At 71.5% G+C, this 14971-nt stretch carries 14 protein-coding genes and 1 pseudogene; 9 read left to right on the plus strand and 6 right to left on the minus strand.

What is annotated here, in order from left to right; translation table 11 throughout:
- The 4 genes and pseudogenes from ACIBK4_RS40510 to ACIBK4_RS40525 form a co-directional block, all read left to right on the plus strand.
- Positions 1-77 (plus strand): annotated as a pseudogene (locus ACIBK4_RS40510) (sugar ABC transporter permease); the annotation flags it as partial.
- A gap of 8 nt (positions 78-85) precedes the next feature.
- Positions 86-1000 carry an ATP-binding cassette domain-containing protein gene (locus ACIBK4_RS40515; protein WP_399003426.1) on the plus strand — a complete coding sequence of 305 codons (915 nt, stop codon included), beginning with the start codon at positions 86-88 and terminating at the stop codon, positions 998-1000.
- A 1-nt stretch (position 1001) separates the two neighbouring features.
- Positions 1002-1910, plus strand: a complete 909-nt coding sequence (locus tag ACIBK4_RS40520) for a sugar phosphate isomerase/epimerase family protein (protein WP_399003428.1) — start codon at positions 1002-1004, stop codon at positions 1908-1910.
- Between the two features lie 19 nt (positions 1911-1929).
- Positions 1930-2955 carry a Gfo/Idh/MocA family oxidoreductase gene (locus tag ACIBK4_RS40525; protein WP_366437308.1) on the plus strand — a complete coding sequence of 342 codons (1026 nt, stop codon included), beginning with the start codon at positions 1930-1932 and terminating at the stop codon, positions 2953-2955.
- A gap of 125 nt (positions 2956-3080) precedes the next feature.
- On the opposite strand, the gene ACIBK4_RS40530 is transcribed toward ACIBK4_RS40525, so the two are convergent.
- The 4 genes from ACIBK4_RS40530 to ACIBK4_RS40545 form a co-directional block, all read right to left on the minus strand.
- Positions 3081-4103, minus strand: coding sequence for a Gfo/Idh/MocA family protein (locus tag ACIBK4_RS40530; protein WP_399003430.1), 1023 nt, complete (start codon positions 4101-4103; stop codon positions 3081-3083).
- Positions 4100-5104 (minus strand): Gfo/Idh/MocA family oxidoreductase, encoded by a 1005-nt coding sequence (locus tag ACIBK4_RS40535; protein ID WP_399003432.1) that lies wholly within the window; start codon positions 5102-5104, stop codon positions 4100-4102. The genes ACIBK4_RS40530 and ACIBK4_RS40535 overlap by 4 nt, the downstream gene beginning before the upstream one ends.
- 79 nt (positions 5105-5183) lie before the next feature.
- Positions 5184-5981: an SDR family oxidoreductase gene (locus tag ACIBK4_RS40540; RefSeq protein WP_399003434.1), complete on the minus strand. Its 798-nt coding sequence runs from the start codon at positions 5979-5981 to the stop codon at positions 5184-5186.
- Positions 5982-5989: 8 nt separating this feature from the next.
- A complete protein-coding gene (locus ACIBK4_RS40545) occupies positions 5990-7165 on the minus strand; it encodes a phytanoyl-CoA dioxygenase family protein (protein ID WP_399003436.1) in 1176 nt (391 codons plus the stop codon).
- Positions 7166-7272: 107 nt separating this feature from the next.
- On the opposite strand from ACIBK4_RS40545, the gene ACIBK4_RS40550 reads away from it, so the two are divergent.
- A complete protein-coding gene (locus ACIBK4_RS40550) occupies positions 7273-8304 on the plus strand; it encodes a LacI family DNA-binding transcriptional regulator (RefSeq protein WP_399003438.1) in 1032 nt (343 codons plus the stop codon).
- A 6-nt stretch (positions 8305-8310) separates the two neighbouring features.
- On the opposite strand, the gene ACIBK4_RS40555 is transcribed toward ACIBK4_RS40550, so the two are convergent.
- Positions 8311-8655 carry a cupin domain-containing protein gene (locus ACIBK4_RS40555; protein WP_399003440.1) on the minus strand — a complete coding sequence of 115 codons (345 nt, stop codon included), beginning with the start codon at positions 8653-8655 and terminating at the stop codon, positions 8311-8313.
- Between the two features lie 122 nt (positions 8656-8777).
- On the opposite strand from ACIBK4_RS40555, the gene ACIBK4_RS40560 reads away from it, so the two are divergent.
- The gene (locus ACIBK4_RS40560) at positions 8778-9290 is read left to right on the plus strand and encodes a hypothetical protein (RefSeq protein WP_399003811.1); all 513 of its coding nucleotides are present in this window, start codon (positions 8778-8780) and stop codon (positions 9288-9290) included.
- Between the two features lie 45 nt (positions 9291-9335).
- Here the strand turns inward: ACIBK4_RS40560 and ACIBK4_RS40565 are convergent, their stop codons facing one another.
- Positions 9336-11072: a sigma-54-dependent Fis family transcriptional regulator gene (locus tag ACIBK4_RS40565; RefSeq protein WP_399003442.1), complete on the minus strand. Its 1737-nt coding sequence runs from the start codon at positions 11070-11072 to the stop codon at positions 9336-9338.
- Between the two features lie 180 nt (positions 11073-11252).
- Between ACIBK4_RS40565 and ACIBK4_RS40570 the strand changes: the two genes are divergently transcribed.
- Genes ACIBK4_RS40570 through ACIBK4_RS40580 form a run of 3 tightly spaced genes read left to right on the plus strand, consistent with a single transcriptional unit; the run spans position 11253 to position 14964 of the window.
- Complete coding sequence (locus ACIBK4_RS40570; RefSeq protein ID WP_399003444.1) at positions 11253-12998, plus strand: FAD-dependent oxidoreductase; 1746 nt, start codon at positions 11253-11255, stop codon at positions 12996-12998.
- 41 nt (positions 12999-13039) lie between these two features.
- Entirely contained in the window at positions 13040-13897 is an 858-nt protein-coding gene (locus ACIBK4_RS40575; protein WP_399003446.1) for an intradiol ring-cleavage dioxygenase, read from the plus strand.
- On the plus strand, positions 13894-14964 hold the full coding sequence (locus tag ACIBK4_RS40580) for a maleylacetate reductase (protein WP_399003448.1): 1071 nt from the start codon (positions 13894-13896) through the stop codon (positions 14962-14964). The genes ACIBK4_RS40575 and ACIBK4_RS40580 overlap by 4 nt, the downstream gene beginning before the upstream one ends.
- Positions 14965-14971 lie beyond the last annotated feature (7 nt).

A 14971-nucleotide genomic window follows, 5' to 3' on the forward strand; every position in this document is an offset into this window, starting at 1 on the left:
AGGCGTTCCTCGGCGTGATGCTGCTGGGCGCCGTTCTGATCAATCTGTGGGTCCAGCGCACGGCGACCCGGAGGTGAGCGACGACATGGCAGGCAATGAATCCGGCACCCACGGTGCCGTCCTGGAAGACAGCGCCCCGCGGGACGGCGATGCGCCGATCGTGCAGTTGCGCAACGCGGGCAAGGCGTACGGCAATGTGCGGGCCCTGCACGGTGTGGACCTCGCGGTCCGGCCGGGTCAGGTGACCTGTGTGCTGGGTGACAACGGCGCGGGCAAGTCCACCCTCATCAAGATCATCTCCGGGTTGCATCAGCACACGGAGGGCGAGTTCCTCGTCGACGGCGGGCCGGTGCACTTCACCACCCCCCGCCAGGCCCTGGACCGCGGTATCGCGACCGTGTACCAGGATCTTGCGGTGGTGCCGCTGATGCCGGTGTGGCGCAACTTCTTCCTCGGCTCCGAGATGACCAGGGGCCCCTGGCCGTTGCGTCGTCTGGACATCGAGCGGATGAAGAAGACCGCGGACGAGGAACTGCGCAACATGGGCATCGTCCTGGACAACCTGGACCAGCCCATCGGCACCCTCTCGGGTGGTCAGCGCCAGTGTGTGGCGATCGCCCGCGCCGTCTACTTCGGGGCGCGGGTCCTGATCCTGGACGAGCCGACCGCAGCTCTGGGCGTCAAGCAGTCGGGTGTGGTGCTGAAGTACGTGGCAGCGGCGCGGGAGCGCGGGCTGGGGGTCATCTTCATCACCCACAACCCGCACCACGCCTACATGGTCGGCGACCACTTCAGCGTGCTGCGCCTGGGCACCATGGAACTCTCCGCCGAACGCAGCGAGATCACGCTGGAAGAGCTGACCAACCACATGGCCGGCGGCACCGAACTCGCCGCGCTCAAGCACGAGTTGTCCCAGGTCCGCGGCGTCGACGTCGAAGAACTCCCCGACGAGAAGGCCCTCAAGGCGCCGGTGGCCGCGTCTCCCGAAGGGACCGCCTGACATGTCGGACCGTCCCTTCCTGGACCGCATCCGGGTCGGCTCCGCCCCCGACTCGTGGGGCGTGTGGTTCCCCGACGACCCCCAACAGGTGCCGTGGGAACGGTTCTTGGACGAGGTCGCGCAGGCCGGCTACTCGTGGATCGAACTGGGTCCGTACGGCTATCTGCCGACCGACCCGGCCCGGCTCACGGACGAGATCGCCCGGCGTGACCTGAAGGTCTCCGCCGGTACGGTCTTCACCGGCCTGCACCGGGGCCCCTCCGTCTGGGACGCCACGTGGGAACACGTCAGCCAGGTGGCCGAGTTGACCCAGGCGATGGGCGCGAAGCACCTGGTCGTGATCCCCTCCTTCTGGCGGGACGACAAGACCGCCGAGATCCTGGAGCCGCCGGAGCTGACCGGCGAACAGTGGGCGCACCTGACCAAGGGGATGGAGCGCCTCGGGCACGAGGTGAAGGAGGCGTACGGTCTCGACATCGTCGTCCACCCGCACGCCGACACCCACCTCGACACCGAGGACCACGTCGAGCACTTCCTCGACTCGACCGACTCCGAACTGGTCAACCTCTGCCTGGACACCGGGCATTACGCCTACTGCGGCGGCGACAGCGTCAAGCTGATCGAGACGTACGGCGAACGCATCGGCTATCTGCACCTCAAGCAGGTCGACCCGGAGATCCTCGCGGACGTCGTCAAGAACGAGATCCCGTTCGGGCCGGCCGTGCAGCGCGGGGTGATGTGTGAACCGCCGTCCGGTGTACCGGAGTTGGAGCCGGTGCTGATCGCGGCACAGCGGCTGGGCGTGGAACTGTTCGCGATCGTCGAGCAGGACATGTACCCGTGCGAGCCGGACAAGCCCCTGCCCATCGCGGAACGCACCCGCAAGTTCCTCCGCTCCTGCGGTGCCTGACCAGTCGAAAGGACGGCCGATGGCCATCAGCCCGCGCGACACGCTCGGAGTGGCAGTCGTCGGAACCGGAAAGATGGGCGCCGACCACGTCCGCCGGATCGAGGACGTGGTCAACGGAGCCCGGGTGAGTGCCGTCGTGGACGTCGACGCCGAGCGCGCCAAACGGATCGCGTCCGGTGTCGACGGCTGCACCGCGTACACCGACCCGGCCGCCGCGATGGCGGCGGCCGACGTCGACGCGGTCCTCATCGCCTCACCGGGTCCCGCCCACGAGGCCGCGCTCCTCACCGCCTTCGAGCACGACCTCCCGGTCCTGTGCGAGAAGCCGCTCACCCCCGACGCGGCCTCGGCGCTGCGCGTCCTGGAGGCCGAGGTGAGACTCGGCCACCGCCGGGTCCAGGTCGGCTTCATGCGGCGCTACGACGCCGAGTACATCAAGCTCAAGTCCCTGCTGGAGACAGGCCAGTTGGGCCGCCCGCTGATGCTGCACAACCGGCATCGCAACGCGGCCAGCCCGCCCTTCTTCACCAGCTCGATGCTGATCAGCGACTCCGTGGCCCACGAGACCGACGCGACCCGTTGGCTGCTCGGCCAGGAGATCACGGCCGTACAGGTGCTGCGCCCGCGGCCCTCGGCGAGCGCACCGGAGGACCTCCAGGACCCGCAGTTCGTCGTCTTCGAGACGGACGGCGGCGCGATCGTCGACGTCGAGATGTTCGTCAACTGCGGCTTCGGCTACCAGGTCCAGGCCGAGATCGTCTGCGAACGCGGCACTGCCCGCATCGGCGACGGCCACGCCATGGTCACCAACATGGCCGGCCGCTGGGGCGGCACCATCGCCCAGGACTTCGTCGAACGCTTCGCCGACGCCTACGACCGCGAGGTGCAGACCTGGGTCGACGCCACCCGCCGCGGCGAGGTCACCGGCCCGAGCGTGTGGGACGGGTACGCGGCGGCGGCCGTGTGCGAGGCGGGAGTACGGGCGTTGGAGGAGGGCGTGCGGGTGGAGGTCGAGCTCGTGGAGCGGCCCGAGTTCTACCGCTGACCAGGCCCACCGGTAACGACGGAGAGGGGGGGGGGGGGGGGGGGGGGGGGGGGGGGGGGCCCGCGGCGGGGGGGGGGCGGCGCCCCCCCCCCCCCCCCCCCCCCCCCCCCCCCCTCTCCGTTCGTCTAGCGCAGAACCGACACCCGCGGCCTCGGCTCGAACCCCGCCGCGCGGTAGGCCTCGTCGATGAGAGCCATCGTCGCGACCGCGTCGTCCGGACCGATCGGGAGGGGCGCGCCCTCCCTCAACCGGGCGGCGAACGCCTCCAGTTGGTAGGTGTACGACGACCGGCGGCCGAGGCGTTCCGTGCGTTCGCCGTCCGTGGTGCGGACGACGATGCGGTCGTCCAGCTGGGGGAGGACGAAGTTCGGGGCGAAGGCCTCGCCCCGGCTGCCGGTGATGCGGCAGCTCATGACCAGCTCGTCGTACGCCATGTGGCAGCGCGCGGTGCCCGTGGCGCCGCTGGGGTAGACGAGGTTGGCGTCCAGCCACTCGTCGACGCCCGCAGCGCCCGCGCGTTCGCCGCCCCGGGCCGAGACGAGCCGGGGTGCGCCGCCCGCCCAGGGGGCCAGCGTGCGTACGGCGTGCAGGCTGTAGCAGCCCAGGTCCATCACGGCGCCGCCGGCCAGGTCCAGGGACCAGCGCGGGTCGGTGTCCGGCGGGGCCGGGATCGCCACGAGCGTCTCGACGTGCCGCAGCTCGCCGAGTTCACCGGAGGCCAGCAGCTCGTGCAGGCGCCGGGTGACCGGGTGGAAGAGGTAGTGGAACGCCTCCATGAAGACCGTTCCGGCCTTCGCAGCGGCCTCCCGCACCTCGGCCGCCTCCTCCGCGTTGCTCGCCGACGGCTTCTCCGACAGGACGTGCTTGCCCGCCGCGAGCGCGGCGAGGTTCCACGGTCCGTGCAGGCCGTTGGCGAGCGGGTTGTAGACGACCTCCACCTCCGGGTCGGCGATCAGGTCGGCGTACGAGTCCACCACCCGCTCGACGCGGTGCGCGGAGGCGTACGCCTCCGCCCTGGACCGGTCCCGTGCGGCCACCGCGACGATGCGGTGGCCGGTCGTCCGGGCCGGGCCGATGAGGGACTGCTCGGTGATCCGAGCCGCTCCCAGTACTCCGATGCGCAGTGGTTCCCGGCCCGGACCGCTCATGCCTCCCGTACCTCCTGGATGGTGACCGGGCGGTGCTCGTGCAGCGACAGGGTGCAGGCGTCGGCGATCCAGCCGGCCTCCAGGGCGTCGGCGACCGTGCAGGGGGAGGGGCGGGTGCCGGCGACGACCTCGGTGAACGCGGTGAGTTCGGCGCGGTAGGCGGCCGTGAAGCGGTCCATGAAGAAGTCGTGCGGGGTGCCCGCCGGGAACGTCACGCCGGGCTCCACGGAGCGCAGCGGCAGCTTGTCCTCCAGGCCGACCGCGATGGAGTCCGTGAAGCCGTGGATCTCCATGCGGACGTCGTACCCCCGGGCGTTGTGGCGGGAGTTGGAGACCACCGCGATGGTGCCGTCGTCCAGGGTGAGGATCGCGCCGGTGGTGTCGGCGTCGCCCGCCTCCTTGATGTACTCGGCGCCCCGATTGCCGCCGACCGCGTACACCTCGGTGACCTCACGGCCGGTGACCCAGCGGATGATGTCGAAGTCGTGCACCGAACAGTCGCGGAAGATGCCCCCGGACGCGGCGATGTACGCGGCCGGCGGCGGCGCCGGGTCCAGCGTGGTGGAGCGCACGGTGTGCAGCTTGCCCAGCTCGCCGGACTGCACGGCGGCGCGCGCGTTGACGAAGCCGGTGTCGAAGCGGCGGTTGTAGCCGATCTGGATCGGCACGCTGCTGCCCTCGACGGCCTTGAGGACCTGGACGCCCTCGGCCATCGTCTTGGCGACGGGCTTCTCGCAGAAGACCGGGATGCCCGCCTCGACGGCGGCCAGGATCAGCCCCGGGTGGGCGTCGGTCGCCGCGGCGACCACGACACCGTCGATCCCGGCGGCCAGCACGGCCTCGGGGGAGTCCGCGACCTCGGCGCCGAACCGCTCGCCGGCCTTCTTGGCGGCCTCCGCGAACGGGTCGGCGACGACGAGGGACTCGACGACGTCGAGTCCGGACAGTGTCTCGGCGTGGAAGGCGCCGATGCGGCCGAGGCCGAGGATTCCGATGCGCATGAGGGCTCTTGCTTTCTTGAGGGGTGCGGGTGTGGTGCGGTGGTTGTCGTGGAACGGTCCGATTGCCGGACGGTGCGGGTCAGTCGAGGGCGCCCAGGACGTTCTGGTCCCAGTCGATCACCGAACCGGTGACCACCCCGGACCGGTCGGACAGCAGGAACACCACGAAGTCGGCGATCTCGTCCGGCTGGCCGAGCTTGCCCATCGGCTGACGGGCGGCGGCCTGCTCGCGCCAGTCGTCGCCCGCACCGTGGAAGGCGCGTTGGGTGGCGTCCTCGCCCTCGGTGTCGGTCCAGCCGATGTTGACGGTGTTGATCCGGATCCGGTCGAAGCGGTGGGCGTGGGCAGCGTTGCGGGTCAGGCCCGCGAGACCGGCCTTGGCGGTGGAGTACGGCGCGAGGTACGGGGGCCCGCCGTGGGCGCAGTTGGAGCCGATGTTGACGATGGTCCCCGGTGCTTCGCGTGCGGTCATGTCGGCCACGGCCGCCTGCATCGCGAAGAACGGCGCCTTCAGGTTGATCGCCATGTGCTGGTCGAACAGTTCCGGCGTGGTGTCCAGCAGCGAGCCGCGTGAGGTGAGCCCCGCCGCGTTGACGAGGCAGTCGATACGCCCGTGGGCCCCGACGGTCTGTACGACGCTGTCGCGCGCCTGTGCCGGATCGGAGAGGTCCGCCCGCAGGAAGCACGTACCCGTGTCCGCGGCGAGCTTCTCGCCCACGTCGGCGCGGCGGCCGGTGAACGACACCACCGCGCCCTCGCGCACCGCCGCCCGGACGATCGCGGCGCCCACGCCCTGGCTGCCGCCGTTGACGAGGACGACCTTGCCGTCGAGGAGCCCCGTAAGGCCCGCGAGTTCCGTACGTTCCGTGGATCCCATGGTGCTCCTCAGCTCTCGCGCCGCTCGGCACCGGCCCGCAGTTCGCCGCGGAGCGCCTGCGGGGCCCAGCCCTCACGTACCGCGCGGCGCACGAGGTCGGCCTGCGAGGGCGGGGCCAGACCCTCGACCGGCGGGTCGTTGTCGAGGTTGGTGGGGAACGGATAGCCCTCGGCGCTCGCCGCGACGACCGCGTCCAGCCACTCCTCGCCGACGCCCTCGGCCTTGCGCTTGAGCAGCACCGGGAAGACCGCGTTGGTGACGGCCTCGCGGTCCACCGTCTCCATCGCCCGCCCGAACGCGGACGACACCTGCAGCAGGTTCGCCATCCGCCGCACGTCCGCCGTGCGGTTGGTGCCGGCCGCGTGGAAGAGCGCCGGGTTGAAGAACGCGGCATCGCCCTTGGCGAGCGGGAGTTGGATGTGGTTCGCCTCGAAGTAGGCCTGGAATTCCGGGAGTCGCCATGCCAGATAGCCCGGCTCGAACTTCTGGGAGTGCGGCAGATACATCGTCGGCCCCGACTCCACCGGCATGTCGCAGTGCGCGACCGCCCCTTGGAGCGTGAGCGCGGGGGAGAGACGGTGCACGTGCGCCGGATACCCGGCGGCGACCTCGTTCGTGAGGAACCCGAGGTGGTAGTCGCGGTGCGCGGTCTGCGCGGCGCCGCCCGGGTGGACCACGTTGATCTGCGAGGTGACCTGGTAGCCCGGGCCGAGCCACGCGGCGGAGACCAGGGCCAGGATGTCGTTGGCGTAGTAGTCGGCGAACGCCTCCGGGTCGTAGAGCGCGGCCTTCTCCAGCGCGTTCCACACCCGGTCGTTGGCACCCGGCTTCGCGAAGTGGTCTCCGGCGCCCGCGCCCGAGGCGCGCTGCTCGGAGATCAGGGCCTCGAACACCTCGGTCGCACGGTCCACCACCGACAGGTCCGGGAAGGCGCCCTGAAGGACCACGATGCCCGGCCCCTCGGCGAACGCCCGGAACAGCTCGGCCTGCACCTCGCGGCGCTCGCCGGCCGTGACGGACTTGCGGAGCCGGTCACTGTCGTAGACGAGGACGTTCCGCTCGACGGAGGACGCGTACGGGAAGTCGGCCAGGTCGGTCGGCTGCTCGACGAGCGCGCGGAAGGCGTCGAGGTCGCAGTCCTGCTCGGTGAGCCAGGCGCGGCGTTCTGCTGATGTGAAGGACATCGTCGTCCCCTCGGGTCACGGAGCGGTGCTGTCCTGTCATTCTTGTCAGTACAAACCCTTCGAACAACCAGCAGCCAGCCATCAAAAACCCCTCAAGGAGACGACCGGTGGGCCACCCCTTCCCGATCCGCGAAATCGCACGTCAGGCGGGTCTCAGCGAGGCCACCGTGGACCGGGTCCTGAACGGCAGGGGCGGTGTGCGGGAGAGCACCGAGCGTGAGGTGCGCCAGGCCATCGCCGATCTCGACCGGCAGCGCACCCAGGTCAGGCTCGTTGGTCGTACGTTCATGATCGACATCGTGATGCAGACGCCGGAGCGCTTCTCCACCGCTGTACGGAACGCGCTGGAGGCCGAGCTGCCCGACCTGCACCCGGCCGTCGTGCGCTCACGCTTCCACTTCCGCGAGACCGCGCCGGTGAAGGAGCTGGTCGGGACCCTGGACCGGATCGTGCGGCGCGGTTCGCAGGGCGTCATCCTCAAGGCGCCGGACGTCCCCGAGATCACCGCCGCCGTCGGCCGGCTCGTCGCCGCCGGTATCCCGGTCGTCACCCTGGTCACCGACCTACCCGCGAGCGCCCGCCTGGCCTACGTCGGCATAGACAACCGCGCGGCGGGCGCGACGGCCGCCTACCTCATGGGCCAGTGGCTCGGCGACCGCCCCGGCAACGTCCTCACCAGCCTGAGCAGCGGTTTCTTCCGCAACGAGGAAGAACGCGAGATGGGCTTCCGCAGCACCATGCGCGCCCGCTACCCGGAACGGGCGCTCGTCGAGATCACCGAGGGCCACGGCCTGGACGCCACCCAGTACGAACTCGTCCGGGCCGCCCTCAAGCGCGACCCGGACATCCGCGCCGTCTACTCCATCGGCGGCGGCAACATCGCGACCCTGCGCGCCTTCGCCGACCTCGGCCGCGAGTGCGCCGTGTTCGTCGCGCACGACCTCGACCACGACAACACCCGGCTGCTGCACGAGCAGCAACTGTCCGCCGTCCTCCATCACGACCTGCGCCAGGACGTCCGCGAGGCCTGCCGCATCATCATGCGCGCCCACGACGCCCTGCCGCCCGCAGGCCCGACCCTGCCGTCCGCGATCCAGGTCGTCACGCCCTACAACTTGCCTGTCCTCAAGCTGAGTTGAGCCCGTTCAGAGATTGATCGCGTACGCCTTGCGCAGCGTCTCGTGCACGGTCCACGTCGTACGGTCGCCCTCGCGCAGCACGGCCAGGTCGCCCGGGCCGACCGTCAGCGTCTCCCCGCCCTCGACCTCGATCGTGGCCGACCCGCTGATCACGACGAACAGCTCGTCCGCCTCCGTGTCGGTGACCACACCCGGCGTGATCTGCCAGATCCCGCGGATCTGCTTGCCGTCCTCGGACTCCCACACGACCTTCCCGGTGACCTCGGGCGTACCGGAGACGATCTGCGCCGGGTCGAGCGGCTCGGGTTCGAGCTCGGCGTCGGGGATACGGACTACGAAACTGTGCGTCATGCCGCGACCCTAGCCGGGGCGGACCGGTCCGGGCGTGGACACTGTGTGGGGTATCGGCCCAGGTGGGGGGACACTTCGTCGCGGAGTGGCGGCCCGGCCGGGCCCGGGTGATCGTGGAGGGCATGGCGCAGACCACGGCAGCCGTCCCCGAGCCGCACCCGCACGCAACCCGGGAGAACATCCTCTTCGGCGGCGTCTACGGCTCCGTCCTCGCCTGCTCGATGGTCGCCGCGCTCACCCAGTACGGCCACACCGACAGAGCCAGCCGCCGCTACGACGCCCTGTGGCTTCTGGTGACCGCCGCCGCCTCGGCACTCGCCCACGGGTACGCCCACTACATCGCCGAGCGTGCCCCGCACCGCCGCTGGGACGCCCTGCGCACCCTGCGCGACGAGTGGCCCCTGGTCGCCGCCGCGCTGCCCACCGTGCTGCTGCTCGCCGGGGCCGGCTGGGGCTGGTGGCCCGCGAACGGCGTCGAGTACGCGGCCTTCGTCCTCAACATCGCCCTGCTCTTCTGCCTGGGCCTGGTCACGGCCCGCTGGTCGGCACGGAGTTGGGTGGCCGCCGTGGCCATCGGGACGGTGGACGCGCTGCTGGGAGTGGTGGTCGTGGTGGCCAACGCCCTGATCAAGTAAGTGCGTTGGGCTTGCTCGCGCGACGGCACCCGCCCGCGAAACGCCCTACGGCAGGTCCCGGTAACCGCGCAGCTTGCGGTACAGCGTCGCCCGCCCGATCCCCAACGCGGCAGCCGCCCGCGCCTTGTTGCCGCCGTGCCGACGCAACGCGGCCAGGATCGCGGTGCGTTCGGCATGCTCCATCGGGCTGAGCCGCCGGGCCGCTGGTCCCTCCCGCACGGGATCGGGCAGCTCGGCCCGCCGTACGGGCCCGGTGACGCGTCGGTGCTCCGCCAACGCCCTGACGACGTGCGCGAGTTCGGTGACGTTGCCGGGCCAGGGATGTTCCTCCAGGGCCCGCAACGCGTCCAGCGTCCAGGTGAGCGGCGGCTGTCCCGGTGCCGGGCGGGGTGCGAGGACCGGCAGCAACTCCCGTACGTCCTCCGGGCGTTCACGCAACGCGGGCAGGGTCACCGACCGGGCGGCGAGAGTGTCCAGCAGGCGCTGGAAACACGGGCCCGGGGGAGTCCCGGGTGTATAGGTGACCAGCAGATACACGTCGGGGTGTTCGTCGAGCAGGGAGTTGAGCGCGGCGACGTCCGGCTGGGCGAGCCGTTCCGCGTGCCGCAGGAGGAGCGGGCGGCCGTCGGCCAACTCGCCGTACTTCACGCCGAGTTCGGGCGACTCGGCGGCATCGGCGACCAACGGCACGGTCCCGCCGAGCAGTTCACGGGCGAGGGCGGTCTTGCCGCTGCCGCGCTCGCCGGTCAGCAGCAACGGCTCTGGAACCCGGGCCAGTTCGACCGCCCGAGCGACCGCATGCCGCCAGGGCACCGAGCCACCCGCGAGCGCCAGCGCGGGGCGCGGGACGAGACGCGGCACCGGCGCCTCGGCGGCGCGCTCTTCCAGTACGGCGATGATCCCGAGGACGCGGCCCTCATGCCGTACGGGAGTGATCTCGGCGGTGCACCCGGCGTCGGCGGGGAGCGTCACGGCGTGGGACTGCTCCTGCACCGGACCGCACTCGGCGTCGTAGGGGCGCTCGCTCGTGGTCGTGCGTTCCAGCGCGGCCAGTACCTGAGGTGTCGCGAGGCGGACCGCGGCCTGGCTGATGAGGCGGTTGCGGCCGTCGAGGGCGACGATGGCGCGGGCCGGGCCGTGGGCGGCTGCCCGGGTGTAGGCGTCGAGGAGCACCCGTTCGGCGGTGCGGGAGCGGGCGAGCAGTTCCGCTTCGACCGCCGTGGCCGTCGCCTCGGCGAGGGCGGCGCCCGGGTGCGGGCCGCAGCCCGCGCACAGGGCGGACGCGATGGTCACCGTGCCCAGTACCTGCCCGGAATCCGGGGCGAGCAGCGGCACGCTGACGGCGGACACGTCCTGCCAGACGTCGAGGAAGTGCTCGGGGCCGTGCACCTCGGCGCGGCGGCGGGTGCGCAGGGCGAGGGCCGCGCTGTTGTGGCCCACCTCCCGCTCGGAGAGGTCGCGGCAGCGGTCGTCGCCGGGGAGGTCGCCCGTGGTCCACAGCACCCGCAGACGCTCGTCGGTGAGGAGCAGCGCCGAGCGGCCGAGGGCCGGCGCGATGCGGTCCAGCACGGGCCGAGCGGCCTCCAACAGGGCGGATTCGGCGGGCGGTTCGGGTTCGTGGACCGGTCCGTCGAGGTCGTGCCGTACGCCGAAGAAGCGGGCGCGGCGCCAGGCGGCGAGGACCTCGTCCGGGATGTCGTCGGGCAGCGGGCGGCCGGTCAGGAATCGCTCGCGCGCCTGGCGGAGCGGGGCGAGGGCGGGGGAGTGATCCAGGGTGGTCATGACGCCTCTCACCGTATCGGGCCCGTGGCGGCGGCCGCCGAGGGGCTGTAACTGTCTCGTAATGAGACACCCGCACGTGTCCGGCCCGCATCATGATCGTGAAGAGTCGGTGCCTTTCTCACCTCTGTCTCAACCTGCCTGAGCCTGCCTGAACCTGTCTCACCCCTGGAGCGTCCCGCCGTGCACGTTGTCGAGACCGACGTACTGATCGTGGGCAGCGGCCCGGCCGGCGCCTGTGCCGCGCTGGCGCTGAGCACCTACGGCGTGCCCCACATCGTCGTCACGCGCTACTCGCGCCTCACCAGGACGCCCCGCGCGCACATCACCAACCAGCGCACCATGGAGATCCTGCGCGATCTCGGCGTCGAGGACGAGGTGCTGGCCAAGGCGACCCCGCAGAACCTGATGGGCAACACCACGTTCTGCACCAGCCTCGCAGGCCAGGAACTCGGCCGGATCCGCTCCTGGGGCAACGAGCCGCTCGTGCAGGCCGCTCACGACCTGGCCAGCCCGACCCGCATGTGCGACATGCCGCAGCACCTGATGGAACCGGTGCTCATCGACGCGGCGCTCGCGCGCGGCTCCAACGTCCGCTTCAGCACGGTCTACAAGTCCTTCGAGCAGGACGACGACGGCGTCACGGTCACCGTCGAGGACCGGCTGCGCGGCGACGAGTACCGGATCCGCGCCAAGTACCTCATCGGCGCCGACGGCGGCCGCTCGCAGGTCGCCGAGGACGCCGGGCTGCCGATGGGCGGCCAGATGGGCGTCGCGGGCAGCATCAACATCGTCTTCGACGCGGACCTCAGCAAGTACACCGCGCACCGCCCCTCCACCCTCTACTGGGTGCTCGCCCCCGGCGCCACAGTCGGCGGCATCGGCGCGGGCCTGGTGCGCTGCGTCAAGCCTTGGAACGAGTGGCTGATCGTGTGGGGCTACGACGTGAGTGCCGGCGCCCCCGACCTCACCGAGGAGTACGCGCTGTCCGTCGTACGGCAGTTGGTCGGCGACGACGAGATCCCGGTGACCATCAAGTCGTCCTCGGCGTGGACGGTCAACGAGATGTACGCCGAGACCTACGCCAACGGCCGTGTCCTGTGCGCCGGTGACGCCGTGCACCGCCACCCGCCGTCGAACGGGCTCGGCTCCAACACGTCGATGCAGGACGCCTACAACCTGGCCTGGAAGCTGAAGCTGGTCCTCGACGGCACTGCCACGCCGAAACTCCTCGACACCTACGACGCCGAACGCGCCCCGGTCGGCAAGCAGATCGTCACCCGCGCCAACAAGTCCATCGGCGAGACCGCCCCCATCTTCGAGGCGCTGGACGGCCTTTCCCCGCAGACGCCCGAGCAGTTGTGGGCCAACATCGAGGCCCGCAAGGACGCCACCGCGGCCGCCGCCAAGCAGCGGGCCGCGCTGCGCGAGGCGATCGCCTTCAAGGTGTACGAGTTCAACGCGCACGGCGTCGACCTCAACCAGCGCTATTCCGCGGAGAGTTCGACCGCGGTCGTGTCCGACGGCACGCCCGACCCCGGCTTCGAACGCGACCGCGAGCTGTTCCACCAGCCCAGCTCCCGCCCCGGCGCGAAACTCCCGCACGCCTGGATCACCGCCGGCACCCGCACCGTCTCGACCCTCGACACGGTCGGCAAGGGCCGCTTCACCCTCCTCACCGGCATCGGCGGCGAGGCGTGGGTGCGCGCGGCGCAGGCGCACCCCCTGGACATCGCCACCGTCGTGATCGGCCCCGGCCAGGAGTACGACGACCCGTACGGCGACTGGGCCCGCCTCAGCGAGGTGTCCGACGGGGGCGCGCTCCTCGTACGCCCCGACGGCTATGTCGCCTTCCGCCACGCCGACGCGGCCGAGAACGCCGAACAGTTGCTCACGGACGCGTTGCGACGCATCCTCGGGCACGGCTGACATGTCGCACAGGGGCAGTTCGCAGAGGGTAGGGAGCCGCAATGACCACTGACGTCACCGTCACGGACGAGGCCGTCGCCAGTCTGGAGGGGACCGCCGATCCCCGCCTGCGTGAACTGCTGACCGGCCTGATCCGGCACCTCCACGCGTTCGCGCGGGAGACCCGCCTCACCCAGGCGGAGTGGGAGCGGGCGCTCGGCTTCCTGACGGAGACCGGCAAGATGTGCACGGACACCCGGCAGGAGTTCATCCTCCTGTCGGACGTGCTCGGCCTGTCGATGCTGGTGGAGACCATCAACGGCGACCATGCGGCCGGTTCCACCGAGTCGACGGTGCTGGGCCCCTTCCACATGACCGAGTCCCCGGTCCGCGAACTCGGCGCGAACATCGACCTGTTGGGCGGCGGCGAGCCCTGCGTCGTCAGCGGCCGGATCGTCTCCGGCGACGGCACTCCGCTCCCCGGCGCGCTCCTCGACGTGTGGCAGGCCGACGGCAACGGCTTCTACGACGTGCAGCAGCCGGACGTCCAACCCCCGGGCAACGGGAGGGGGTTGTTCACCGCGGACGCCGACGGCCGCTTCTGGTTCCGCACCTGCGTACCGAGCCCGTACCCCATCCCCACGGACGGCCCGGTAGGCGAACTCCTCAAAGCGACGGGCCGTCACCCCTACCGCCCCGCCCACATCCACTTCATCGCCTCGGCCGAGGGCCACGCCCCGGTCACCACCCACATCTTCGTGGCGGGCAGCGACTACTTGGACTCCGACGCGGTCTTCGCCGTCAAGCAGAGCCTCGTCGAGGACTTCACCCCGACCGACGACCCGTCCCTGGCACGGGAGTTCGGCATCGAGAACCCCTTCCGCCACGCCCGCTTCGACCTCGTCCTGGACCGAGCATGAAGAACTTCCTGGACTTCGCCTACGACGCCCAGCCCATGCGCGTCGTCTTCCGCCCCGGCGCCGCGCTCACCGCGACCGCCGGTGAGGCCGAACGGCTCGGTCTGCGGCGGGTGTTGGTGCTCTCGGGTGCCCGGGGTGCCGAGACCGCGCGGGCGGTCGCCGACTCGCTGGGGGAGGTGTGCGTCGGCGTGCACGCGGAGGCGAAGATGCACGTCCCGGTCGAAGTCGCCGACCGCGCGGTCGAGTTGGCGCGCACTCTGGGCGTCGACGGCTGCGTCGCGGTCGGCGGCGGTTCGGCGGTCGGCCTCGGCAAGGCGATCGCCCTGCGCACCGGCCTCCCGCTGATCGCCGTGCCCTCCACCTACGCCGGTTCCGAGATGACCCCGGTCTGGGGCCTCACCGAGAACGGCGCCAAACGCACCGGCCGCGACCCCGCCGTCCTGCCCCGCAGCGTCGTCTACGACCCCGAACTCACCCTGGAACTCCCCGTACCGCTCACGGTGACCAGCGGCATCAACGCGATCGCGCACGCCGTGGAGGCCCTGTACGCCCCGGACACCTCGCCCCTGATCGGCCTCATGGCGGAGGAGGGCGTAGCGGCGCTGTCGAGCGCACTGCCCCAACTGGCCGCCGAACCACGACTGTTGGCGGCCCGGGGCGGCGCCTTGTACGGGGCGTGGCTGTGCGGCTCCTGCCTCGGCGCCACGACCATGGGCCTGCACCACAAGCTGTGCCACGTCCTAGGCGGCACCTTCGGTCTGCCGCACGCGGAGACGCACACGGTGGTGCTGCCGTACGCGCTGGCCTACAACGCGCCCGCCGCACCGCAGGCCGCTGCCGCCGTGGCCCGCGCGCTGGACGCCGAGGATGCCCCACGCGCCCTGTGGGACCTGGCGAGGCGCCTCGACGCACCGCGCTCGCTCGCCGAACTCGGGCTGAAGGAGGGCGACTTGGCGACGGCGGCCGCGCAGGCGGTGAGCCAGGCGTACGCCAACCCCCGGCCCGTCACCGAGGACGGGGTGCTCGCGCTCCTGCGCGCGGCGTACGAGGGAACACCCCCCGCATAAACGGCCG

The sequence above is a fragment of the Streptomyces sp. NPDC050528 genome (genome assembly GCF_044457795.1).
In the GTDB taxonomy this organism is placed as follows: domain Bacteria; phylum Actinomycetota; class Actinomycetes; order Streptomycetales; family Streptomycetaceae; genus Streptomyces.

Coding starts and splice junctions, on each gene's coding strand:
- ACIBK4_RS40555 (WP_399003440.1), bottom strand. CDS start 8,655: ATGACGCACAGTTTCGTAGTCCGTATCCCCGACGCCGAGCTCGAACCC.
- ACIBK4_RS40540 (WP_399003434.1), bottom strand. CDS start 5,981: ATGGGATCCACGGAACGTACGGAACTCGCGGGCCTTACGGGGCTCCTC.
- ACIBK4_RS40575 (WP_399003446.1), top strand. CDS start 13,040: ATGACCACTGACGTCACCGTCACGGACGAGGCCGTCGCCAGTCTGGAG.
- ACIBK4_RS40560 (WP_399003811.1), top strand. CDS start 8,778: ATGGCGCAGACCACGGCAGCCGTCCCCGAGCCGCACCCGCACGCAACC.
- ACIBK4_RS40565 (WP_399003442.1), bottom strand. CDS start 11,072: ATGACCACCCTGGATCACTCCCCCGCCCTCGCCCCGCTCCGCCAGGCG.
- ACIBK4_RS40520 (WP_399003428.1), top strand. CDS start 1,002: ATGTCGGACCGTCCCTTCCTGGACCGCATCCGGGTCGGCTCCGCCCCC.
- ACIBK4_RS40535 (WP_399003432.1), bottom strand. CDS start 5,104: ATGCGCATCGGAATCCTCGGCCTCGGCCGCATCGGCGCCTTCCACGCC.
- ACIBK4_RS40530 (WP_399003430.1), bottom strand. CDS start 4,103: ATGAGCGGTCCGGGCCGGGAACCACTGCGCATCGGAGTACTGGGAGCG.
- ACIBK4_RS40515 (WP_399003426.1), top strand. CDS start 86: ATGGCAGGCAATGAATCCGGCACCCACGGTGCCGTCCTGGAAGACAGC.
- ACIBK4_RS40545 (WP_399003436.1), bottom strand. CDS start 7,165: ATGTCCTTCACATCAGCAGAACGCCGCGCCTGGCTCACCGAGCAGGAC.
- ACIBK4_RS40580 (WP_399003448.1), top strand. CDS start 13,894: ATGAAGAACTTCCTGGACTTCGCCTACGACGCCCAGCCCATGCGCGTC.
- ACIBK4_RS40525 (WP_366437308.1), top strand. CDS start 1,930: ATGGCCATCAGCCCGCGCGACACGCTCGGAGTGGCAGTCGTCGGAACC.